Below are 21,869 nucleotides of genomic sequence, written 5' to 3'. Positions count from 1 at the left end.
CTCCCGACTGTGGAATCCAGACTCCAACAACACCGCGGCCCCGGACCGCCACTCCCACGTGGGGGAGAGGCTGCCGGGGCCGCAATGGACCTTCAGGGTCGCTCAGTGACGACTACTTGAACGACGGGATGGCCTTCGCCGGCGTGCAGAACTCGGTCTCCGCGTCGCAGACGAGCGCGAAGTCCGGGTTGATGCCGGAGCCAGGACCGCACGTGTCGACGAAGTTCGCCTCGTCGCTCGGGTCCAGGGTGGGGTCGCACGGGGTGGCGGGCCACACCGCACGCACCACGTACTTCGAGGTGCAGTTGTTGTTCGTGTAGGTCAGCTCGCCCGTCAGCTGCGTGCCAGGAGCGCCCGGGTTCGAGTACACCCGGACATTGGCGAACTGATAGGTGATCTTCTCCGGAGCGCTCGCGAAGACGCCCTGGTTCGCGTTGACCCCGGCCGTGTTGAACTCGCTCGCCGTGCAGAAGTCGTTCGCGTCCGTGGTCGTCGTCAGGTTGCCCGTCGCCTGCAGCCCGTCGAAGGTGTTGGTCGCGTCGTACTGGCCCAGCGCCGCCAGGCCCAGCGGACGAATCACCAGCTTCGCCGTGTTCGCCACGGGGTCCGCGAACTTCCAGATCCCCATCCGGTCGCCAACCAGCGGCTCGGAAGCCGCGCAGTCAGTGCCCGTGGGCGCCTCGGTCATGTCGTACTTCGCCCACCAGAGGGCGAAGGACGCGTCCTGAACGATGCACCCAGCGCTCGGCTGCTCGAAGTTGCAGGCGGTGAGGCTGCCGGCAAGGCCTACCGCAACCACCGTTGAAAGAATGCTCTTGCGCATGTTGCTTATCTTCCTCACGTGGTCGGGTGGACTAGAACGTGTACCGAACACCGAAGCGGACCTGCCGCGGCGCCTGGTAACGATCCGGGTTCTTGAAGTTCTTGTTCACGTCGTCAGCGGACAGGTAGCCCGAGCCATCCGCGAGCGGGACCTTGTCCAGGTCAGCCACGGAGCCAGAGGTCTTGGTCTTCGGATCGTAGATCGGCAGCACTTCCGCGAAGGTGTACGAGCTGTCGACGCGGTCCGCCGTCTGGAAGTTGAAGAGGTTGAACACGTCCAGGGTGAAGGACACGACGCTGTCCTTGCTCACGCGGTAGTTGACGCCCACGTTGGAGTCGACGCTGTTGACCCACGGGGTGCGACCGCCGCTGCCGCGCGGCAGGATGAACGTCTCATCCTGGCCGTAGCCCGGGTAGGCGCCGAGGTAGTTGATCGGCGTACCGGAGTTGCCGCGGTAGGACAGACCGATGCTCGCCGACAGCGCGTTGGAGATGTTGAACTCCTTGGCGCCGAACACCTTGACGGCGTGCGTACGGTCGAAGGGCAGCAGACCCGTGCGGTTGTTGAGGAGGGCGATCAGGTCGAAGTCCGCGAGGATGTTCGGGTCGAGCTGATTGTTCTCCGGGCGGAACAGACCGGGGTAGTTGCCGTACAGGCGGGACCACGTGTAGCTCGCCTGAGCCAGCCAGCCGTCCGAGAACGTACGGTTCAGGTAGACGGTGACCGCGTCGTAGTCACGCTGCGGGGTCGGGAACTCCTTGGCGAAGCCGCTGCCGGGGTTGCCGAGGAAGTACGTGTTGCCGTCATCGCGGCTCATGTCCTCGATGACCTTGTTCATGTCGCGGTGCGTGTAGCTCGCGCCCAGGCGGGTGTTCGCCAGGAGCTCGTACTCGCCGCCGACCACCAGTTCGTCGGAGGACTGGGGCTTGATGTCCGGATCGACCGGCTCGCTCTGCACCAGACCGCCGCTGTAGAGCTGGTTCGCGTTGGAGGTGTTCTCCGCGCGCGGCGCGATGAACGCCGTGTCCGCGCAGTTGCCGCGCTGACCTTCCAGCGTGGAAGGGTCGCAGCCACCCGCCTGGCCGGGCTCCGCCAGGTAGCGACGCGCGCTGAAGCGGCGCTCACCCGGGAAGGCGCGGTCCATCATGTTGAGCGGAACCTGCTCGTAGTAGCGGGCGAAGTTCACGTACAGCTTCGCGCGGCCGTTGGCGAACGGATCCACCACGGCGCCCACGCGGGGCGACCACTGGTTGCCGAGCTTCAGGGCCAGGTTGCCGTCGCCGCCGTACATGGACTGCACGTCGTAGCGCACGCCCAGGTTCAGGGTGACGCGGTTGGCGATGGACCAGCTGTCCTGGAGGAAACCACCGATGGTGGTGCCGCTCGTCGAGGACTGCTGCAGGGTCTCGAACACCGGCGTGTCCGGGGCCGTCTGGTAGCCGTAGCGACGGCTGTCCGTCCAGATGCGGCGGCCGTTCACCAGCGAGCTGCTCTCCGCCAGGAACACGCTGCCGGAGTAGGCCTTCTTCTGGTCGAAGGTCAGGAACTCCGTGTCCACGCCCGCCTTGAAGACGTGCGTGCCCAGCGCGTTCAGCAGGTACGTGGCCTTCGCGTTGATCTGGTAGCGGTCCAGCGTGGCCTCGGACATGAAGCCAGGGCCGCCGACGAGGTAGTTCGTCGCCGGGCAGCGCAGGAGCTGCTCACCCACGGACTCGCCGCAGAACTCCGACGCGTTCGGCACGGTCTCGAACGTCGACAGAGGACGCGTCCGGGTGTACTGCGCCATCGCGTAGCCCGCGATGCCCGTCGTCGATCCGATGGCGGTGCCGTCCGCGGGGGTCGTCCCGGCGGTCTGGTGGAACCAACCGAGGTTGGCGTCGACCAGGATCTTCTTCTCCATGAACGCGCCCGCGTACTTGAGGGCGAGCGCCGTGCTGTTCGCGCGCTGCTCGGTCTGGCCGATGTCCTCAGGACGCCGAGCCTGGGCCGCCGGCAGACCGCCCGAACGGGGGTCGATCCGCAGCTTGCCCAGACCACCCGACACGGTCGGGGTGCCGTTCAGGGCGAACGACACGTTGTGATCCTGGTTGATGAGGTAGGTCAACTTACCCATGAACTGGATCGTGCGAGAGTCCGCGAAGTAGTTCTGCTGCGACCCCGGGATCTGCTGGACCTTGCTGAAGCCGTTCGCGTCCGTCGCGATCTCGTTGTCGCCACCCTCGACGTACGGGGCGGTCAGATCGAAGGCGTTGAGCGAACGCGTGTGCTTGTAGCGCTGGAACGACGGCGCGAAGCCGGCGAAGAACCAGAGCTTGTCCTTCAGGATGGGGCCGCCGAGGGTGGCGCCGAAGTCGCCCAGGTTGCTCAGGGCGTTCAGGCCGCTGACCGTGGAGCCGTCCTCGATGATCAGCTTCCGGTTGCCTTCCAGGGCGCCCGGCGTCCAGTTGGCGAACACGGAACCGTGGAACTCGTTGGAACCCGAACGGGTCACCGCGTTGATCACACCGCCCGTGGAGCGACCGAACTCCGGCATGTAACCGCCGGTGATGATGTTCACGTCCTGCACGAACTCGATGCTCAGCGGGCTGGCGTTCACGCCGAAGGCCGGATCGTTCGTGGACAGACCGTCCACCACGTAGCCGTTCTCAGGCGAGGTCGTCCCGTTGATGGACACGCCGTACTGGTCGTTCTGGGCGCCCGGGGCGAGCTCGGCCAGGGACTCGAACGAGCGCGTGCCGCCCGCCTTACCGCCAGGACGGGCCACCGCGATGCGCTTGATGAACTCCTGATCGACGTTGACGCCCTGGCTCGTGGAGCCGACGTCGATCGTCGGCGGCGTGCCAATGACGTCCACCGTCTGCGTGAAGGAGTCCGGCAGGAGCTCCACGTTCACGCGGATGGTGCGGTTGAGGAGCAACTGGATTTCGGGACGGGCGTAAGGCTTGAACGTCTCCTTCTCGAACCGCAGCGTATACGTGCCCGGCGGCAGCTGGGGAATACGGTAGTTACCCTGAGCGTCGGTAACCACGGTCTGCTCGCCCTGCAGGTTGGGCGAGGTGGCCGTCACAACGACATCGGCTGCCGGCTTCTTATCCTCAGTGTTGAGGACAGTGCCGATGATGACGCTGGACTGCGCGAAAGCCGCGGATCCGTACAACAGACCCGCAGCAAGGACGACTCCGGTTTCCCGAAGTACTTGTTTCACTTGCATACCAAACCCCTCCAAGGTGGGCTGCAACCGAAAATGACTTGGGAAAATATCCGAGGTCAAGCAGTTGTCAATAGACCGTTGCTTTTTGGTGACCAGTGGGGCATTGGCCGATCACATCGGTCGGCGGTGCCAGACACGGTTGCTTGAACCCGGAACCCTTTTCTGTATGGTGCCGGCCTTCGATCGGGCAGGGCGGGGACGGGCAGTCCACTGGTGAAGAGGAGTTAAGTGCATGTTCGATTCAGTCCTTGACCGCGGGCAAGGACCCAGGTCGCGCTTCGGCGTTGGTGCTGGCATTTCCACGCTGCTCCACGTCGGCCTGCTGGGTCTTGTGGCCTATCTCTCCACGCGCCCACCTCCCGTGGAGGAGAAGGAGGTCGAGGTCACGCTGAAGGCGACCATGGCGCCGCCGCCGCCCCCGCCGCCTCCTCCCCCTCCGGCGTCGAAGCCGAAGACGGAGAAGAAGGTCACGCCCAAGAAGCCGAAGGACGTGATCGTGCAGCCGAAGGAGATCCCCCAGCAGAAGCCCCAGGAGACCGAGACCGCGCCCGAGCCCGAGCATGAAGAGGCGAGCGAGGCGGAGGTCGAGGGTGGCGTCGAGGGTGGCGTGGCGGGTGGTGTCGTTGGAGGCGTGGTCGGCGGTGTGATCGGCGGCGTGGTGGGCGGCCAGCTGGGCGGAACGGGCACGGACGTGCTCGCGTTCGGTCAGGGCATGACGCGTCCGGAGAAGGTCGCGGGTCCAGAGGTGTCCTATACGCGTGAGGCCATCGAGGCCCGCGTGCAGGGTTTGATGATCGTGAAGTGCGTCATCACGACCGAGGGAAAGGTCGAGCGCTGCCGCGTCATCAAGCCGCTCCCTCACATGGAGCAGGCCGTGATGGACGTACTGGCCGCCTCACGCTACAAGCCGGTCACGTTCCAAGGCAGGCCGGTCGAAGTCCAGTACACCTTCAACTTCAACCTGAAGCTGCCGCGCTGATCCAGCCAGGCAGCACCCGCTTGAGCAGTCCGCTGAACATCACCTCGCGCTCGTGAGGAGGAGCGCTCCACAGCCATGCAATTCACCCTGCTTGATATCTGGCAACACACGGGCCTCTTCGCCCGCATGATCATCTTCACCCTCGCCATCATGTCGGTGGCGTCGCTGGTCGTCATGGCGGAGCGGATCATCGTCTTCCGCAAGACCCGCTCGGACAGCCGCAACTTCGCCGCCAAGATGGGCGCGATCCTCGCGAAGGGCGACCTGACCACCGCCGCGAGCACCAACCTGGGCAAGGACGTGGGCCACCTGGGCCGCGTGATCAACTCGGGCCTGACGGCGTACCGCATCAGCCCCGGGAACAAGGACCTGGCCGTTGAGTCCGTCGCCCGCGCGTTGGAGCGCCAGGCGCAGCGCGAGGTGCAGAGCCTCAAGCGCGGACTGGGCCTGCTGGCCACCGTGGGTTCCACGGCGCCGTTCGTCGGTCTGCTCGGCACCACGATGGGTATCGTGAACGCCTTCCAGCTGATGGCGGCCGCGGGCTCCGGCGGTCTGGCGACCATCTCCGCGGGTATCTCCGAGGCGCTCATCACGACCGCGTTCGGCCTCCTGGTGGCGATCCCCGCCGTGATGGCCTACAACTTCCTGCAGGGCTGGGTGGATGCCCGTTCCGTGGACATCTCCGAGTCCTCCAACGAGTTCCTGGACGTGGTGGCGCGGCACGTGGGCGGCGGTTCGTCGCACGCGGCTTAGTCGAAGCCTCCCATCCCTGGGACATCTCCACCCATGAGGGCGGCCCGGCTGTGAAGCCGCGCTGCCCCAGGGTGGACGTCCCATCCAGGAAACAGGTGCACGCATGGGAATGTCAGCAGGCCCCAAAGGGGGCATCAAGAGCGAGATCAACGTCACGCCCCTGGTGGACGTGGTGTTGGTGCTCCTCATCATCTTCATGGTCGTGACGCCCATGCTCCAGCGCGGCAAGTCCGTGGAGCTGCCCAAGGCCACGGAGATCGAGAAGGAAGGCAAGGAAGCAGACCCCCTGATCCTCTCCATCACCCCGGACAAGAAGATGTTCGTGGAGAACGATGAGGTCGACGAGAAGGGGCTCCAGGAGAAGATCGCCGCGGAGCTGGTGAAGGATCCAGGCAAGAAGATCCTGCTGAAGGGCGACAACGCCCTGAACGTGGGCGACGTGCGCAAGGTGCTGGACACGGCCCGCAAGGCGAAGGCGAAGCAGATCGCCCTGGGTGTCGAGGAGAAGAAGTAATGTCCCGAGGACACAAGCAGCGTCAGTGGGTCAAGCCCGCGTCCGCACCGAACTCGGAGATCAACGTCACGCCCCTGGTGGACGTGGTGCTGGTGCTCCTCATCATCTTCATGGTGGTGACGCCCCTCCTGGAGAAGGACATCCTCGTCCGGGTCCCGGAGACAGAGGTGGAGGAGAACCAGCCTCCGCCGGAGCCTGATGATCAGCAGATCGTCGTGCAAGTGGACAAGAGCGGTGCCTACTCCATCAACACGGAGCAGATCCCCGCGTCGGACTACGTCGCGCGCCTCAAGCGGATGCTGAACGCCAAGAAGCCGGACGAGAAGGTCGTCTTCTTCATGGCGGACGATGCGGCGAACTACGGCAAGCTCGTGGTGGCGCTCGACGGAGCGCGCGCCGCGGGTGCGAAGATCCTGGGCATGGCCACCGAGCTTCCCCAGAACGCCGTCATCCAGGGCACGCAGACGACGCCTGAGGGCGCGCCCGCGCCGACGCCCTGATCCGTTCCTCCCATCAGGGCTGACGCGGCGAAAGCCCGTCACCGAATCATTCGAGGCCCGCTGGCGTTCCGACGCCAGCGGGCTTCTGCTTTTGGGGCTCCTGGGTCCCCGCGCGGGACTCGGCGTCTGATCCGGCGGATGGCCAGCCCAGTGGCGGCTCGCAAGGCCAGCGGCCCGGTACGGGGATTGCTTTTCCGTTCTCCGGAGCAGGTGGGGAGGGGGTAACGATGCTGGCGCGGGTTCGGTCGGGGGCGTTGATGGGCATCGACGCGGTGGTGGTGGAGTGCGAGGTCGACATGGCCCTCGGCCTGCCCTACTTCAACGTCGTGGGGCTGCCAGAGGGCGCGGCACGGGAGTCGAAGGTCCGGGTTGTCTCCGCGCTGAAGAACGCGGGCTTCGACCTTCCGCAGAAGCGGATCACGGTGAACCTGGCGCCCGCTGATCTCCGCAAGGAAGGAGCCGCCTTCGAACTGCCCATCGCCCTGGGGGTCCTGGCCGCGGCGCGCCTGATGGAGGAGGAGCCGCTGGGCGAGTACCTCTTTGGTGGAGAGCTGTCGCTGGATGGATCCATCAAGGCCATCAAGGGAGTGCTCCCTCTGGCCGTGGCGGCCCGGAGTGGTGGCTTCAAGGGGGTGATGGTGCCCTCCGCCAACGCGGCGGAGGCCGCGCTGGTGGAGGGACTCCAGGTGTTGCCGGTCACCCATCTGAGAGAGGCCGTGGGCCACCTCACCGGCAGTGCCCCTCTGGCGCCGCTGACACGCACGGGAGCGTCCCCGAGGGGCCCTCGCAAGGCAGGCGCGGACATGGCTGACGTACGCGGGCAGCCGGAGCTGAAGCTGGCGCTGGAGCTCGCGGCGGCAGGTGGGCACAACGTCCTGATGGCCGGCCCTCCTGGTTCAGGCAAGACGATGCTGGCTCGACGGCTGCCGGGCATCCTCCCGGAGATGACCTTCGACGAGGCCTTGGAGGTCACGAAGGTCTACTCCATCCAAGGCCTCTTGGGAGACGAACAGGCGCTGATGCGCGAGCGCCCGTTCCGCGCGCCCCATCACACGCTGTCCGACGCGGGGCTCGTGGGTGGTGGACCCGCCGCGCGTCCGGGCGAGCTGTCCCTCGCCCACCACGGCGTGCTGTTTCTCGACGAACTCCCCGAGTTCCGGAAGAACGTCTTGGAGGTGCTGCGCCAGCCCCTGGAGGAGGGCGCCATCCATCTGGCGCGAGCGAACCAACACATCACCTATCCCTGCCGGGTCATGCTGGTGGCTGCGATGAACCCCTGCCCGTGTGGCTACTTCAACGTCCCCGGGCGGACATGCACCTGCGCGGAGCACCGCGTCTTCGACTACCACGCGCGCGTCAGTGGGCCGCTCCTGGACCGCATCGACATCACCGTGCAGACACGGCCCGTGGAGTACCACCAGCTCGCGGCGAAGACCCAGGAGCCGCCGAGCCAGTACTACCGGCAACGTGTGGAGGCCGCGCGAGCGCGGCAACGTGCTCGCTTCCACGACGCTCCCGGGGTGCACTGCAACGCCCAGATGCCTTCGCATCTGCTGCGCCGCTACTGCGCCCTGTCACCGCGCGCGGAGCAGATGCTGGAGCTCGCGGTTCGCCACCACGGCCTCTCCGCCCGGGCACATGACCGCATCCTCAAGCTGGCGCTGACGCGCGCGGACCTGGAAGGGCACGGACGCATCGAGGATGTGGACATGCAGCTCGCGGTCGACTGCCGGATGCTGGACCGCCGGGGGTGGCTGCACGCCAACACCCACGGGACGGCGAACACTTCACGCCTCCCCTCCCCTTCCTGGCGTCAGGGCGTCGAGGGCTTCGGGGGACGAGAGTCCCCGTTCGAGAAGGACTGACGTCCCACCCATGGGTAACGCCCCCGCGACGCGGGCATCCAAGCGGGGCGCGGGACCGGTGATGATGCGCGCCGAGCTGCCGAACGTCAGGTAGGCGTAGGCCCAGTTGAGCAGCACGGCCAGCTTGCTGCGAAAGCCAATGAGGAAGGTGAGGTGGATGAAGAGCCAGGCCAGCCAGGCGACGAATCCGGATTGCTGGACGCGGCGGAAGGCCACGCCCACGGCACGGCCTCTTCCGATGACCGCATAGGTGCCTCGATCCCAGTAGCGGAAGGGCTGCATCGGCTGGCCCTCGAGCTGGCGGCGGAGGTTGAGGACGGCGTGCTTGCCCTCTTGCATCGCCGCGGGCGCCACTCCTGGAACCGCGCTCCCATCGTCCAGCTTCACGAGCGCCAGGTCCCCCACGACGAAGATGTCGGGATGCCCCGGCACGGTCAGCTCGGGCGTCACCGGGACGCGCCCCGCCCTGTCCAGCGTCACGCCCAGCGAACGGGCCACGGGAGAAGCCTCCACACCCGCGGCCCAAAGCACCGTGCGGGCCGCCAGATGCTCGGGGCCCATGTCCACGCCTCTCGCGTCGATGTTCGTCACCCGGGTGCCAGTGCGGATCTCGACCCCAAGCTTCTGCAGTGACCGGCGGGCCTCGCCCGAGAGGCTCTCTGGATAGGTGGGGAGCACTCGATCCATTCCCTCGATGAGGATGACGCGCGCGTCCCTCGGGTCGATGTTCTGGAAGTCGCCTGACAATGACTTGCGGCTGATCTCCGCCAGCGCGCCCGCCAGCTCCACTCCCGTGGGGCCCGCGCCAATGATGGCGAAGGTGAGCAGCGCGCGGCGGCGCTCGGGATCAGGTTCGCGCTCGGCCTGCTCGAAGGCGAGCAGCACGCGGCGGCGGATCTCCAGGGCGTCCTCGACCGTCTTCAGCCCCATCGAGTGCCGCGACCAGGCATCGTTGCCGAAGTACGAGTGCGTCGCACCGGTGGCGACGATGAGGAAGTCATACGTCAGCTCACCATCTGACAGGAGGACGTGCTTGCGCGCGGTGTCCACGCCAGTCACCTCCGCGAGCAGCACCTGGACCTGATCGCGTCCGAGCATCGCCCGCAGCGGCGCGGCGATGTCGCTTGGGCTGAGCGTCGCCGTGGCCACCTGGTACAGCAGGGGCTGGAAGAGGTGGTGGTTGTGACGATCCACCATCGTGACGCGGACCCCTGCCTTTCGCAGGTAGCGGGCCGCGTAGAGGCCGCCGAAGCCGCCTCCCAGGATGACCACATGGGGAAGGTTCTCACGGGTCGTTTTCACGTGAGGACACATCACGCCGAGGTGCTCAGGATTCAATGCAAAGCCTTCCATCCCACCAAGGTGGGCTGTCACGTGCCCCCGTGTCTGCTTATGCGGATACGTCCTCACCTCAAGCTTTCTCAACGTGCGGGAGACAGCCACGCCGCTCCGCCATTTCGGACGGACCGGGCGAACCTGGACGCCCTTGCAGGGTCCGCGCGCTGGAAACCGCGCGGCATGTCCGTTGCTGTGTCCATACGCCAGAGGCATCCAGCCCGCAGGGCGGCGAGGGAGTCAGGCGAGATGAGCAAGCTGACGGAGAAGTTGAAGGCAGTGGCGGCGGCGGTGGCGTCCATCGAGAAGCAGTTCGGCCGGGGCGCGGTGATGACGCTCGGCGCGGATGCACCGGAGCAGAAGGTGGCGGTCATCCCCACCGGCTCGGTGGGTTTGGACCGGGCGCTGGGCGTGGGCGGCTATCCACGAGGCCGCGTGGTGGAGCTGTTCGGCAATGAGTCCTCCGGCAAGACGACGCTCACCTTGCATGCCATCGCCCAGGTGCAGGCCGTGGGGGGCGTGGCGGCCTTCATTGATGCGGAGCACGCACTGGACCTGTCCTATGCGCGCAAGCTGGGGGTGCGCACGGATGAACTGCTCGTGGCGCAGCCGGACACCGGGGAGCAGGCGCTCGAAATCACCGAGCAGCTCGTGCGCTCGGGCGCGGTGGATCTCATCGTGGTGGACTCGGTGGCCGCGCTGGTGCCTCGCGCGGAAATCGAAGGGGAGATGGGGGACGCGCACATGGGCGTCCAGGCGCGCCTGATGAGCCAGGCCCTGCGCAAGCTCACGGGCGCGGTAAGCCGCTCCGGTACCTGCATCATCTTCATCAATCAGATCCGCATGAAGATTGGCGTGATGTTCGGCAACCCGGAGACGACGACGGGTGGCAACGCGCTGAAGTTCTACGCATCGGTGCGGATGGAGATCCGCCGCACGGGCAACCTGAAGGAGGGCGAGGCGGTGGTGGGCTCGCGTGCCCGTGTGAAAGTGGTGAAGAACAAGCTGGCGCCTCCGTTCCAGGAAGCGGAGTTCGACGTGCTCTATGGCACGGGTATCCACCGCGCCGCCGAGGTGCTGGACCTGGCCGTGAGCGCGGGCGTGGTGGAGAAGTCCGGCAGCCACTTCAGCCTGCGGGGAGAGCGCATCGGACAGGGCCGCGAGCGGGCCTGCGAATGGCTGCGGGCACACCCGGACGTCCTGGAGACCCTCGCCCGAGAGCAGGTGGGCGCCACGGCGCCTCCGATGCCCCCCGCCTCCGTCGAGGCGGCCTAGGACACAGCCCGTAGCGCATCCAGCGAGAGGGGGACCTCCCATTGGTGTCGACCCGCGTGAAGCACCAGCTGTCCCTTGGGGCCTTCTTCCAGCAGCTCGCCGAACTGATACTGCGCGTCGCGGGAGAAGCGCGCCTTCGCCCTGCCCTGCTTCACGCGGCAGGTGAGGACACCGTCGGGCGTGAGCTGGAGCGCCCCCAGGTCCAGCGCCTCCGCCGTGCGGTCGCTCAAGCGCAAGGACACACGCTCGTCCGGCGTGACGTCCACGGTGCGCACCTCGTAGGCCGCGTCCTCCACGTGGACGTAGCACCAGTCCGAAGCGATGCGGAGCTGGTAGCGCCCGTCCTCGTCCAGGACCAGCGAGGCGTTGAAGAGTTCGATGATCTTCGGGTGCTCGATGGGCTCGTCGTCGTGCCACCAGCGCAACGCGGCATCGAGGCGGATGCCGCTGTCCTCACGCGTATGCCAACGCTTGCCTGGAGGGGGCTGACCGGTAGGAGGTTGCATGTCGCCCTTGATGTGCGGGGGAAGTCCGGAGAATTCAAGCCACCAGAACCTGGAGGACTACCAATTCCGCACGAACTCCGTATAGCCACGGAAGGCCACGGCCCCCCAGAAGTTCACCAGCACGCCAAGCGCCAGCACGGCCACCACCGCGCGGTTGCGCAGCGACCATCCACCAATGGCGAAGAGCAGCAACAGATAGGGCGTGTAGTCCAGGCTGAATCGGAAGCCGAACTGCATGTAACCGGTGTTCTGGTAGAAGAGCCCCGGCAGCGCGCACACCGCCACGGTCAGCCACAAGGGCCAGTGCAGACGGGGCCGCGTCCTGGGCATCAGCAGGAACACCAGCAGGGGCAGCGTGAGCAGCAGCGTCAGCCCATGCGGGTCGTACGACAACCGCGGCGGAGACAGCGACACCTGGGGCAGCTTGAGAAACGCGGCCTGAAGGTTGCGCGACAGGTACTCGAGGTTGAAGAGCCCGAAGCGGTCGATGTCCGCGTTCACACGGTTGTTGTAGAGATACGAGTGACCGAACTCGCCCAGCTTGCCAAAGCGGTAGACGTTGTAGGCCGCCGCGAGCGACGCCAGGGGCGCGGCCCCCACGCCGAAGAGCCCGAGCTTGCGGAGCGCGGGCTTCCACGTGGTGGGAAGCGCCTTGAGCTGAGCCAGCCGGTCCGGCCCCGGGCAGAGCGCTTCCAGGACGAAGAAGAGGCCCGCGAACACCAGCGGCGTGCGGGTGAGCACCGCCATGGAGAAGAAGAGCCCCGCGAGCAAGGGGCGCCGTGCCTTCACGGCGTTGCGCACGTACAGGCACGTGAGCGCCACCCCCATCACCTGTGCGCTGAACCAGACCTCCCCCCGGATGGAGCAGTAGAAGAACAGCGTGCCGAAGGCGAGCACGAGCGACAGCGCTACGTTGTCGCCGCGGTTGCGCTCCGTCTCCCCTTCCTGGGCGAGAAAGCGCAGCAGCGAATAGAACAGCGCCACCGCGAGCGCCCCCACGAAGACGCCGAAGGACGTGTCGTTGAACTGGTAGCCGTGCAGCGCGACGAAGGGGAGCATCACCACGGCGGGGAAGGACGGGAAGCTGACGAACCAGGTGTCGTCGCGGAGCGGGCGGCCCTCGCAGCGCACCTTGTGCCCATCCAGCACCCGCACACAGGCCCAGTCCTCCAGGTTGGGCAACACCTGGGGATCCACGTCGAGCCGTCCATCCAGCCAGGATTGCGCCTGGTAGATGAAGTGCGGCGCGGCGCTCTGCCGGAGGAAGCGCTGAGAGCTGAAGCTGGACAGCACCGCGAACGCCACGAGGAACAGCACCACCTCCACCCGGTAGGCCGACAACCACAGGCGCACCGCGCCCAGCACCGGATGCGCTCTGGCTGGCGCCGGGGGCGAGGGAACACCCGTGGTCTCCGCCACCGCCATGGGGCTGGAGTGCGGTGGGGGAGAATCGGGCATGGCCTGGACGGGCTCACCCGCCATGACGGGGGCGGGGGGAGCTTCCGGGGTGGACGGACGGGGATGCTTTGATTTGGAGCGACTCATGGAGACACGGGGGCGGCGAGCAGGTGCAACCTCAACATTTCCAGCACATGGGACGCGGCGAACAGGCGCACACGGTCCCGGTCACCCGCGATCGAAATCCGCTCACAGCGGGGCTCCATGTCCGGGCCCGCCAACGCGCAGTACACGGTTCCCACGGGATCCTCGGGGGTGCCTCCGCCGGGACCGGCGTAGCCCGTCACCGACAGGCCAAACGTGGCGCCGCAGGCAGTGCGGACTCCTTCGGCCATCGCGAGGGCCGTCTGCGGGGACACCGCGCTGTGCCTCGCGAGGATCTCCGGCGCGACCCCCACCCAGGCGGACTTCATCTTCTCCGAGTAGACGACCGCACCGCCGAGGAACACCTGGCTGGCGCCCGGGATGGCGGTGAGGTCCTGCGCGATGAGGCCCCCGGTGCAGCTCTCCGCCACCGCGAGGGTATGACCGGCGCGCGCCAGCAGGTCCAGCAGGACCGGGACGTATTCGTTGCCATCCGCGCCGTACACATGCGTGCCCAGCACCTGCCGGCATGCTGCCTCCGCGGCGGCGAGCACGACATCTGCTTCCGCCTGCGTGGGCGCTTCGGCCATCAGCTTCAAGTGGTTCTCCGGCGCGTGCGTGCGGAAGCCGAACACCACCCGCGGATGGTGGGGAGCCAGGGGCATCACCTGTTCGTTCAGCACCGATTCCGGCAGGCGCACCGTGCGCAGCAGGCGGAAGGCGCGGAACGTGCGGTTCGGTTCGGAGGCGAGCCAGTCCCGCACGCGCGGCAGCACCTCGCCGTCCACCAGGGCGCGGTATTCGCGTGGGACCCCTGGCAGGAAGAACAGGTGGGCACGGCCGAGCCGCTGGATGACCATCGGCGCGGAGCCCTGGGGGTTGCGCACCGGCTGGGAGCCCGCGGGGATGCGTGCCATGCGCAGGGCCCCCGGGTTCATGGGCATGCCCCGTGCGGCGTAGCGCTCCCTCAGCCAGCCGAGCACCGTCGCGTCCTCTTCCATGGACACGCCCGCGGCCGCCGCGGCGCACTCCAGGGTGAAGTCGTCCGCCGTCGGCCCCAGCCCCCCCGAGACGATGACGACGTCCGCGCGCGCCGAGGCCTCCAACAGCGCGCCCGTGATGTCCGGGCGCACGTCACCCACCACCGTGACCCGTTCGACCTTCACACCCAGGTCGAAGAGGCGGGCCTCCAGGTACGTGCTGTTGGTGTCCGTGATGAGGCCGGTGACGAGTTCATCACCGGTGCACAGCAGCTCGACGCGCATGGGGCGGACATCCTAGCGGTCCCGGGCCGGGAGGGCACGGTCCGCGTCCTGCCTCCCACGCCTGGTTGCTCAGAGGTACGCGGGGCCGTCGTCGGGGGCGTTGGCTTCGGAGTCCTCGTCGTCGTCCTCGTCGAGCCCCGAGGCCACGGCCACCGCCGCGACAGCGCCCGCGCCCACCTTGCGCGACGCCAACCGGCTGCGCACCGAGACCGCCGACTCCACCAACCCCATCAGCAGGTACGCGAAGAAGTACGTCACCAGGACCCAGGCCGGGTGGAACTGCTGGGCGATGAAGGCCCCCGCGAGCGCCATGACCATGAAGACGAGCGCCGTCTTGCGGCTCGGGCGCGCGTCCTTGAAGGTGCGGTAGCGCACCGTGGACACCATCAACAGCGAGAGGGCGCCGACCGCCACCGCCACCGGCACACGAGCGCCATCCCCCAGCGCCTCACCGTCGGAGGCCACGTGATGGGAGATGATGAGGGAGACCAACACGCCCGCGGCCAGCGGAATGGGCAGCCCCACGAAGAAGCCACCACCACCGCCGTGCGGGTTGCGCATGGCGAGCACGTTGAAGCGCGCCAGCCGCATGGCGCCACACGCCATGAACGCGAAGGAGATGAACAGGCCCCAGAAGCCCATGGGCGCCAACGCCCACTTGTAGACGAGGAGCGCCGGCGCTGCGCCGAAGGACATGACGTCCGCCAGGCTGTCGAGTTGCATGCCGAAGTCGCTCTGCGTCTTCGTCAGCCGGGCCACCCGCCCGTCGAACCCGTCGAAGAACATGGCGAAGAGGATGGCCAGGGCCGCCTGGTACAGCTGCACCGGCTCCGCCTCACCCGAGCACAGGGTGATGGCGTAAAAGCCACAGAAGATGGAGGTGACGGTGAAGAGGTTCGGGAGCACGAACATCAGTTTCCGCAGCTTCATCGTTCCCTCGACTTCCCCAGGTGGTCGGCTGCCCATGTGGCAGAAACGGCGAGGGAACGGACCTTAGCAGGGTTTTATTCGCGCCGGAGTCAGTCCCGGGTCGCAGGGGAGGAGAAATGCCGTACGGGCAATGGGCCCTCTGGGGATTGGCCTTGGCGGCCGTCCTGCTGCTGGTCAACGTCGGGTGGGTGCTGCTGGTGCGGCGCTGGTACCGCCTCAAGGGGCCCCAGCCCGAGATGCTGCGCGCGCGTTGCGCGGATGGGTGGGAGCTGGCCGTGCACGTCCGACGGGCCCCGGTGCGCCGCTTCGCGGAGCCCGTCCTGCTGTGCCACGGGCTGGCGGCCAACCGCTTCACCTTCGACTTCGAGCCCCCCTACTCCGTGGCCCACGCGCTCACCGAAGCCGGCTTCGACTGCTTCAGCGTGGAGTGGCGTGGCACCGGGCACTCGCGGCGCCCGCCCCGGGGACGGCGGCCCACGGACTTCACCGTCGATGACCACATCACCCACGACGGCCCAGCACTGCTGGAGCTGGCGCTGAAGGAGACTGATGCGAAGCAGGCCTTCTGGCTCGGCCATTCGCTGGGGGGACTGGTGGGCTACGGCGTGGCCCAAGGCCCCGAAGGCGGCAGGCTGGCGGGCCTGCTGGAGCTGGGGGCGCCGGTGTACTTCAAGTCGGAGCCGCTCCTGCGGACGCTCATCTCGCTCGGGGTGAGGGCCGCGTGGCCCGGGAGCATCCGCCAGTCGTGGGTGAGCGCCAGCATGGCCCCCTTCCTGGGCTACCTCGCCCTGCCCCTATCGGACATCGTGGTGAATCCCCGCCACATCCCGCCGCGCGTCCTGCGGCAGCTCTCCGTCAACATGATGGCGGCGATGAGCCGCAAGGTGCTGCTGCAGTTCCAGGATTGGATCTCCCACGACACGTTCCGCTCGTACGACCGCAAGACCGATTGGCGCGCGGGCATCGCGAAGCTCCAACAGCCCGTGCTGGTGATGGGCGGCAGCGCGGACCGGCTGGCCACCGCGGCCAACGTGGAGGCGCAATACGCGCTGCTGACGTCCCCGGACCGAACCCTGCACGTGTTCGGGCGGGACCGCGGGGACAAGATGGACTACGGGCACGGCGACCTCATCTTCGGCACCGGCGCGCCAATAGAGGTCTACCCCGTCATCCGCGAATGGCTGGAGCGACGCGCCACCCCCCTGCCGCCCACGCCTGCCTCCTCCCCCACCCAGGGATGATTCGCGCCTCCCGTGTTCAGGGGCTCCGGGCTGGCGGCTCGAGCTGGACACAGGGGGAGGACACGCCTCGCGTGTTGCTTGCCTCGACGTGGCGGAGCTGGACGCGCGTCCGGCCCTCGCAGTCCGCGGAGATCAGCTCCCCCTGGACCTCCCTCGCGGTGAGGTCCTGGACTCGCAACTGGCCCCCCTCGATGGCCAGCAGGACGGCGCTGGCGGTGTCGCGCACCTCGATGTTCCGGGATTCCAGGGTGGCCTGCGTGTCCACCGCCAGCGCCGCGAGCCCGCACGTGGAGAGCCGGGCATTCCGGAGCGTCACTCGCGCCCGCTGCGTCGCCAGCACGCAGGAGCCCTTCGCGCCATGCACCGTCACGGTGTCGACGTCCGCCTCCACCTGGCGCAGGTGGAGCCCATCTCCCGCGACGCCGTCCGCCATGCTCACGCCCGTGAGGACGCCGTCCCGCAGGCGCACGCGGCCCTGCACCGCCACGACGCCGTACTCCCGCGAGCCCTCCAGCCGGAAGCGCCGGACCTCCAGGTCCGAGTTCGTGAGCTGCAGGGCCCCGTAGTCGCCCGCGTCCCTCACGACCACGTCCTCCAACAGGCCGCGTGTCGCCGTGAGTCCCAGGCCCGCGCGCGTGGCGTGCTCCGAGGTGAACCCCCGCACCGACAGCCGGGACTGGTTCGTCGCCACGCCGTACTCGTACCCTCGCACCCGCACGTCCACGAGCTTCAACGTGCCCGCCATCGTGGAGAACGCCGTGCCCGTCCCTCCCGAGGCCCAGGCCCGTTCGACCTCCGCAACACCCCCCTCCTGGCTCAGCGCCACCCGGGGCCCCTGGAAGCACACTCCCGCCAGGTGGACCGTGGCCCCGCCCCGGCCCCGCACCGCTCGCTCGAAGGCGCCCGCGAACGTGCTGTCCCGCAGGAGCAGCGAGGGCGCGGAGGTCTCCCCTTCCCGGGCTTCCACGAGCACCCCGACCGCGACCGTCGGCGCGGACGCGCCGGTGGAGGGATGTGCCCCCTCCTCCGCCGTCAGCGTCCCATGCCCTCCGGGCTCCGGCGCTTCGCGAGGACGGACCTGGCGAACCGCGAGCACGGGCTCGGTGGGAGGCTCGCGGGCGGCCCCGATGGACTCGGGACACGAGGCCTCCGGCCGAACCGGCCCGGCGCCTCGCGCCTCGAAGCGCAGTCCTCTTCCGTCGAGGCTCCCGGCTCCAAGCCGGATCGCCCCCAGGGCCTGATTCCGGAAGATGACGCCCTCGATTCGTAGCGCGCCGCCCTCACCGGCCAGCCCCCAGCCGCCCCCTTCCACCGTCAGGGCTTCCAGGCCAACCTCCCCTCGGGCCCCCACCACGGCGGCGCCGGGGTCGCTGGCTCTCAGGACCGTCGAGGAGCCCTGGCCCACCAGCCTCGTCCCCGACAGCATGCGAAAGGGGCCCTCGTAGCGCCCGGACGCCAGGTGGACGAGCAGCGGGCCGGGACGGGCCAGGGCCTCGGACAGGGAGCGCAGGGGGCGCTCCCGGGTGCCGTCGCCCCCCGCCGACGCCCCGTCCACCCAGAGTTCGCCCCTGGCAGGCCGCCCCAGCGACGGCCGTGAGCAGGCGCACAGCAGGGCCAGCAGCCATGGCAGCAGTCGGGAGGGCACGCAGGCAGGCACTCTAGCCCCTTGATGGCGCCCCGCCGGAACTGGATCAGCCCTGGCGGCCAAGTGATCGATTTTTCAAAGACTTTCATCCGCAATCGATCACTTGTGGATCATTTCCCCCATCTGAAAAAGAAGGGGTGTGAGGATGTATCAAAAGATGCGATCCTCCCTCTCTCTACAGGGTGTATTTCCAGAGGCCAGTTTTCATCCGGAGGCCGATTTTCCGGCCCGGGAGCGGGTGGCGCATTGACAGTCGAAACCTCGATTTGTTACCTCCGCCATCCGCTCGTTCAACGCCAGACAACGCAAGAGGGAGGGGTGTCATGACCAAGGCAGAGCTCGTGGAAGTGGTGGCTGCGCAGTCGAAGCTCACGAAGAAGTCCGCCGCCCAGATCCTCGACATCGTCTTCAACAACATCGGCAAGGCGGTGAAGAAGGACACGCGCTTCAGCTACCCCGGGTTCGGCACGTGGTCGCTGCGCTCGCGCAAGGCGCGGAAGATTCGCAACCCGCAGACCAACGAGATGATGAAGCTCAAGGCGTCGAAGACGGTCGGTTTCCGTCCCGCCAAGGAGCTGAAGAACTCGCTGTAGGCAGCAGAGAAGGGCCTCTGTCCCCCTCAGGGGCGCGAACCCGCGTTCGGGTGGCGCCCCTGGGACGTGAGGACGGGGGACTCCGCCGGCATGCGAGCCACGGGGCGCTCCTCGTCGGAGGCGTCCGGGGCCGCCTCGGGGGCAACGAGCGCCTCCAGCGGATCCAGCGAGTTTCCGTCGTGCCAGAGCTCGAAGTGGACGTGGACACCGGTCGCCAGCCCCGTGTCCCCCGCGAGCCCCACGACGTCGCCTCGCGCCAGCACCTCGCCGGTCGTCACCAGGACCTCGGACAGGTGGCTGTAGCGCGTCACCCACTGGCCGTCGTGCTGGACCTCCACCATCTTCCCGTGGTCGCCGTTCCAGCCGGCCCGCAGGACGACGCCCTTCTCCGCGACGCCGACGGACTGTCCGCGCCGGGCCGCCAGGTCCACGCCCGAGTGACGGCGGAGCTGTCCGGTGATGGGGTGCCAGCGGTCGCCATAGAGGCTGGTGATGGTGACCGGCTCCACGGGCCAGGCGAGGCGCGGTGGACCGGAGGGCTCCTCCGAGGGCAGTTCCCAGCGGCGCAGCGTGGACGCGCGCACGATGAGGCGGCCGACCCGCACCACCACGGCCTCCGCGAGCGGGCCCGGCATGTCGCCGTAGAGGCGCGCGTCCTGCTCCAGTTCGGCCTCCATCACGCCCCGGGCGCGCGTCAGGTCGCGGGTGTCGGTGTGCTCCACCGGCCGGGACAGGAAGGCGTCCAGGGCGGCGTTCATCGATTCCCAGTTCCGAACCTGGTCGACGGGCATCACGCTGCCGCGCTGGACCTTCTCGCGGTAGGCCCGGGCCTTCTCCGTGAACACGGTGAGCGCGGCGTCGAGTTCGGGGGAACGCTCGGGAGTCAGCGGGCCCCGGGCGCGGTCCGGTTCGCGGGGGAGGAAAGGCGAGGAGTCGCTGGTGGGGCCGCTGTCGCCCGAGGTCGCGTACAGTTCCTCAAAGCTCATCTTGCCCGGACGCGGCGTCGCGCAGGCGGAGAGGGCCAGTAGGGCGAGGACGGCGGATCGGCGCACGGCGCGAGGAGCCTACCACGCACCGGCCCGTTCACCTGTTCCAGGCCGTGGATCATCCCGCGACGCCCAGGTGCGTGCTGCCCGCACCCGCCACGACGGGGACAGCGTGGCAGGAGTCACCCCAGGGTCATGGGCGACCGTCCACGAACGTACAGGGACGTTCCGTCACGGGCCCTGCGGCCCTGTGCGGGTGGCGGCTGCGGATTCGGGCCCCCCGGCTCCGCGTCAGGATGGGCACCCGGGGCGCCTCGCCTGCGGGCTCCGCCTCCTGATTCGAGGCGAACCGCTGCGTGCCTCGTGCGGTGCGCTTCGCTGGCCTCGCTCGGGGGGCATCCGCGTTCGGGACGTCCGTCATCGAGGCCGCCGCTGTCAGGGGTTCGAGGCGAACCGCCCCTTCGTGCGGAGTGTGGCCGCGGAGGCGTCCGTGTTCGGGACGCGGACACCTGTCATCGATGCCCCTGCTGTCAGCGTTTCGAGGCGAACCACCGCACGCCCCTCGTGCGGCGTGCTTCGCTGGCATCGAGGGCGTCCGCGTTCGGGACGTGGACACCCGTCATCGAGGCCCCTGCTGTCAGCGTTTCGAGGCGAACCGCCGCACGCCCTTCGTGCTGCGTGTGACCTCGGAGGCATCCGCGTTCGGGACGCCCGTCATCGAGGCCGTTGATGTCATCGTTTCGAGGCGGACCTTTGCGCGCTCCTCGTGCGGCGTGCTTCCTGGCATCGAGGGCGTCCGTGTTCGGGACGCGGGCGCCCGTCATCGATGCCCTTGCCGTCAGCTCGCGAAGGCGGTGCGGACTCGTGCCAGGGCGTCGTCGATGTCCGCCCTGGACACGTCCAGGTGGCACACGAGGCGGATGGAGTGCGGACCGGTGGGGTTGGCCAGCACGCCCTGCTTCAAGAGCAGCGCGGAGGCCTCCGCCGCGGGACGCACGAGGTCCGCGAACACCATGTTCGTCTCCACCCGCGACAGGTCCACCTTCACTCCCGGCACCTGGGCCAGGCCCTCCGCGAGCCGGCGCGCGTTGGCGTGGTCCTCGGCCAGACGCTCCACGTGGTGCTCCAACGCGTACAACGCCGCCGCCGCGAGGATGCCTGCCTGCCGCATGCCTCCCCCCAACCGCTTGCGCAGCCGCCGCGCCTCGCGGATGACGTCCGCCCTGCCCGCCAGCGCCGAGCCCACTGGCGCCCCCAGGCCCTTCGAGAAGCACACCGACGTCGAATCCGTCAGCGATGCCCACTCGGATGCCGGCCTCCCCGCCGCCACCTCCGCGTTGAACAGCCGCGCGCCATCCAGGTGCACCGCGAGGCCCGCCTTCCGTCCCGCCTCCACCACCGCCCGGAAGCGCTCCAGCGGCCACACCGTGCCGCCCCCTCGGTTGTGCGTGTTCTCCAGCGACAACAGCCGCGTGCGCGGGTTGTGCACATTGTCCTCGCGCACCGCCGCCGCCACCGTCTCCGGCTTCAACAGGCCCCGCTCCCCGGGCAGCGCCGCCGGCTGCACGCCCCACAGCGCGGGCACCGCGCCGCCCTCGTAGTGCAGGATGTGGCTGCCCTCCTCCGTCAGCACCTCGTCACCCGAGCGGCAGTGCGCGCCGATGGCGATCTGATTCGCCTGCGTGCCGGACGGGACGAAGACGGCCGCCTCCAGTCCAAGCCGCTCGGCCACCCGTTCCTCCAACCGGCGCACCGTGGGGTCCTCGCCGTAGACGTCGTCCCCGACCTCCGCGTCGGCGATGAGGCGCCGCATGGCCGGGGTGGGCTTCGTCACGGTGTCGGAGCGGAAGTCGATGGGCTTCATGGTTCTCCTCGCGGCAAGAAAGGGGGGCCGCCGTGGCGCTTG

General features: G+C 68.4%; 18 protein-coding genes. 8 read left to right on the top strand and 10 right to left on the bottom strand.

Going from position 1 to position 21,869, the window contains the following annotated elements; all coding sequences use genetic code 11:
* Positions 1 to 112: 112 nt before the first annotated feature.
* On the bottom strand, positions 113 to 823 hold the full coding sequence (locus GTY96_RS02615) for a hypothetical protein (RefSeq protein WP_161663750.1): 711 nt from the start codon (positions 821 to 823) through the stop codon (positions 113 to 115).
* Between the two features lie 31 nt (positions 824 to 854).
* A complete protein-coding gene (locus GTY96_RS02610; protein ID WP_161663749.1) occupies positions 855 to 4,034 on the bottom strand; it encodes a TonB-dependent receptor in 3,180 nt (1,059 codons plus the stop codon).
* Positions 4,035 to 4,266: 232 nt separating this feature from the next.
* On the opposite strand from GTY96_RS02610, the gene GTY96_RS02605 reads away from it, so the two are divergent.
* The 5 genes from GTY96_RS02605 (at position 4,267) to GTY96_RS02585 (ending at position 8,645) form a co-directional block, all read left to right on the top strand.
* Positions 4,267 to 5,013 (top strand): energy transducer TonB, encoded by a 747-nt coding sequence (locus GTY96_RS02605; protein WP_143898166.1) that lies wholly within the window; start codon positions 4,267 to 4,269, stop codon positions 5,011 to 5,013.
* Between the two features lie 75 nt (positions 5,014 to 5,088).
* On the top strand, positions 5,089 to 5,766 hold the full coding sequence (locus GTY96_RS02600) for a MotA/TolQ/ExbB proton channel family protein (RefSeq protein WP_143898164.1): 678 nt from the start codon (positions 5,089 to 5,091) through the stop codon (positions 5,764 to 5,766).
* A 103-nt stretch (positions 5,767 to 5,869) separates the two neighbouring features.
* Entirely contained in the window at positions 5,870 to 6,280 is a 411-nt protein-coding gene (locus GTY96_RS02595; RefSeq protein ID WP_120523783.1) for an ExbD/TolR family protein, read from the top strand.
* A complete protein-coding gene (locus tag GTY96_RS02590; protein ID WP_143898162.1) occupies positions 6,280 to 6,780 on the top strand; it encodes an ExbD/TolR family protein in 501 nt (166 codons plus the stop codon). The genes GTY96_RS02595 and GTY96_RS02590 overlap by 1 nt, the downstream gene beginning before the upstream one ends.
* A gap of 227 nt (positions 6,781 to 7,007) precedes the next feature.
* Positions 7,008 to 8,645, top strand: a complete 1,638-nt coding sequence (locus GTY96_RS02585; RefSeq protein WP_235685292.1) for a YifB family Mg chelatase-like AAA ATPase — start codon at positions 7,008 to 7,010, stop codon at positions 8,643 to 8,645.
* On the opposite strand, the gene GTY96_RS02580 is transcribed toward GTY96_RS02585, so the two are convergent.
* Entirely contained in the window at positions 8,568 to 9,947 is a 1,380-nt protein-coding gene (locus tag GTY96_RS02580) for an NAD(P)/FAD-dependent oxidoreductase (protein WP_255441814.1), read from the bottom strand. The genes GTY96_RS02585 and GTY96_RS02580 overlap by 78 nt on opposite strands.
* Before the next feature lie 282 nt (positions 9,948 to 10,229).
* On the opposite strand from GTY96_RS02580, the gene recA reads away from it, so the two are divergent.
* On the top strand, positions 10,230 to 11,255 hold the full coding sequence (gene recA / locus GTY96_RS02575; RefSeq protein WP_143898160.1) for a recombinase RecA: 1,026 nt from the start codon (positions 10,230 to 10,232) through the stop codon (positions 11,253 to 11,255).
* Here the strand turns inward: recA and GTY96_RS02570 are convergent.
* The 4 genes from GTY96_RS02570 to pssA all read right to left on the bottom strand — a co-directional run bounded on the left by GTY96_RS02570 (position 11,252) and on the right by pssA (position 15,498).
* Complete coding sequence (locus GTY96_RS02570; RefSeq protein WP_201755762.1) at positions 11,252 to 11,761, bottom strand: DUF1285 domain-containing protein; 510 nt, start codon at positions 11,759 to 11,761, stop codon at positions 11,252 to 11,254. The two genes, recA and GTY96_RS02570, sit on opposite strands and share 4 nt — an antisense overlap.
* Before the next feature lie 57 nt (positions 11,762 to 11,818).
* A complete protein-coding gene (locus tag GTY96_RS02565; RefSeq protein WP_161663748.1) occupies positions 11,819 to 13,306 on the bottom strand; it encodes a hypothetical protein in 1,488 nt (495 codons plus the stop codon).
* Positions 13,303 to 14,568 (bottom strand): CinA family nicotinamide mononucleotide deamidase-related protein, encoded by a 1,266-nt coding sequence (locus GTY96_RS02560; protein WP_161663747.1) that lies wholly within the window; start codon positions 14,566 to 14,568, stop codon positions 13,303 to 13,305. Before GTY96_RS02560 ends, GTY96_RS02565 begins: the two co-directional genes overlap by 4 nt.
* Before the next feature lie 69 nt (positions 14,569 to 14,637).
* Positions 14,638 to 15,498: a CDP-diacylglycerol--serine O-phosphatidyltransferase gene (gene pssA, locus GTY96_RS02555; RefSeq protein ID WP_143898153.1), complete on the bottom strand. Its 861-nt coding sequence runs from the start codon at positions 15,496 to 15,498 to the stop codon at positions 14,638 to 14,640.
* Between the two features lie 116 nt (positions 15,499 to 15,614).
* On the opposite strand from pssA, the gene GTY96_RS02550 reads away from it, so the two are divergent.
* Positions 15,615 to 16,739: an alpha/beta fold hydrolase gene (locus GTY96_RS02550; protein ID WP_143898151.1), complete on the top strand. Its 1,125-nt coding sequence runs from the start codon at positions 15,615 to 15,617 to the stop codon at positions 16,737 to 16,739.
* 16 nt (positions 16,740 to 16,755) lie between these two features.
* Here the strand turns inward: GTY96_RS02550 and GTY96_RS02545 are convergent, their stop codons facing one another.
* Positions 16,756 to 18,384, bottom strand: coding sequence for a hypothetical protein (locus tag GTY96_RS02545; RefSeq protein WP_161663746.1), 1,629 nt, complete (start codon positions 18,382 to 18,384; stop codon positions 16,756 to 16,758).
* A gap of 323 nt (positions 18,385 to 18,707) precedes the next feature.
* On the opposite strand from GTY96_RS02545, the gene GTY96_RS02540 reads away from it, so the two are divergent.
* Positions 18,708 to 18,977, top strand: a complete 270-nt coding sequence (locus GTY96_RS02540; protein ID WP_143898148.1) for an HU family DNA-binding protein — start codon at positions 18,708 to 18,710, stop codon at positions 18,975 to 18,977.
* Between the two features lie 26 nt (positions 18,978 to 19,003).
* Here the strand turns inward: GTY96_RS02540 and GTY96_RS02535 are convergent, their stop codons facing one another.
* Together GTY96_RS02535 and ltaE are read right to left on the bottom strand one after the other, a co-directional pair.
* Entirely contained in the window at positions 19,004 to 19,963 is a 960-nt protein-coding gene (locus GTY96_RS02535; RefSeq protein ID WP_235685291.1) for a M23 family metallopeptidase, read from the bottom strand.
* An 838-nt stretch (positions 19,964 to 20,801) separates the two neighbouring features.
* Positions 20,802 to 21,827, bottom strand: coding sequence for a low-specificity L-threonine aldolase (ltaE, locus tag GTY96_RS02530; RefSeq protein ID WP_143898144.1), 1,026 nt, complete (start codon positions 21,825 to 21,827; stop codon positions 20,802 to 20,804).
* Positions 21,828 to 21,869 lie beyond the last annotated feature (42 nt).

The organism is Corallococcus silvisoli, assembly GCF_009909145.1.
GTDB lineage: Bacteria > Myxococcota > Myxococcia > Myxococcales > Myxococcaceae > Corallococcus > Corallococcus silvisoli.
The sequence above is the reverse complement of the archived record's forward strand: the minus strand, read 5'-3'. Positions and strand labels throughout refer to the sequence as shown.

Coding starts and splice junctions, on each gene's coding strand:
- GTY96_RS02615 (WP_161663750.1), bottom strand. CDS start 823: ATGCGCAAGAGCATTCTTTCAACGGTGGTTGCGGTAGGCCTTGCCGGC.
- GTY96_RS02610 (WP_161663749.1), bottom strand. CDS start 4,034: ATGCAAGTGAAACAAGTACTTCGGGAAACCGGAGTCGTCCTTGCTGCG.
- GTY96_RS02605 (WP_143898166.1), top strand. CDS start 4,267: ATGTTCGATTCAGTCCTTGACCGCGGGCAAGGACCCAGGTCGCGCTTC.
- GTY96_RS02600 (WP_143898164.1), top strand. CDS start 5,089: ATGCAATTCACCCTGCTTGATATCTGGCAACACACGGGCCTCTTCGCC.
- GTY96_RS02595 (WP_120523783.1), top strand. CDS start 5,870: ATGGGAATGTCAGCAGGCCCCAAAGGGGGCATCAAGAGCGAGATCAAC.
- GTY96_RS02590 (WP_143898162.1), top strand. CDS start 6,280: ATGTCCCGAGGACACAAGCAGCGTCAGTGGGTCAAGCCCGCGTCCGCA.
- GTY96_RS02585 (WP_235685292.1), top strand. CDS start 7,008: ATGCTGGCGCGGGTTCGGTCGGGGGCGTTGATGGGCATCGACGCGGTG.
- recA (WP_143898160.1), top strand. CDS start 10,230: ATGAGCAAGCTGACGGAGAAGTTGAAGGCAGTGGCGGCGGCGGTGGCG.
- GTY96_RS02570 (WP_201755762.1), bottom strand. CDS start 11,761: ATGCAACCTCCTACCGGTCAGCCCCCTCCAGGCAAGCGTTGGCATACG.
- GTY96_RS02565 (WP_161663748.1), bottom strand. CDS start 13,306: ATGAGTCGCTCCAAATCAAAGCATCCCCGTCCGTCCACCCCGGAAGCT.
- GTY96_RS02560 (WP_161663747.1), bottom strand. CDS start 14,568: ATGCGCGTCGAGCTGCTGTGCACCGGTGATGAACTCGTCACCGGCCTC.
- pssA (WP_143898153.1), bottom strand. CDS start 15,498: ATGAAGCTGCGGAAACTGATGTTCGTGCTCCCGAACCTCTTCACCGTC.
- GTY96_RS02550 (WP_143898151.1), top strand. CDS start 15,615: ATGCCGTACGGGCAATGGGCCCTCTGGGGATTGGCCTTGGCGGCCGTC.
- GTY96_RS02540 (WP_143898148.1), top strand. CDS start 18,708: ATGACCAAGGCAGAGCTCGTGGAAGTGGTGGCTGCGCAGTCGAAGCTC.
- GTY96_RS02535 (WP_235685291.1), bottom strand. CDS start 19,963: ATGAGCTTTGAGGAACTGTACGCGACCTCGGGCGACAGCGGCCCCACC.
- ltaE (WP_143898144.1), bottom strand. CDS start 21,827: ATGAAGCCCATCGACTTCCGCTCCGACACCGTGACGAAGCCCACCCCG.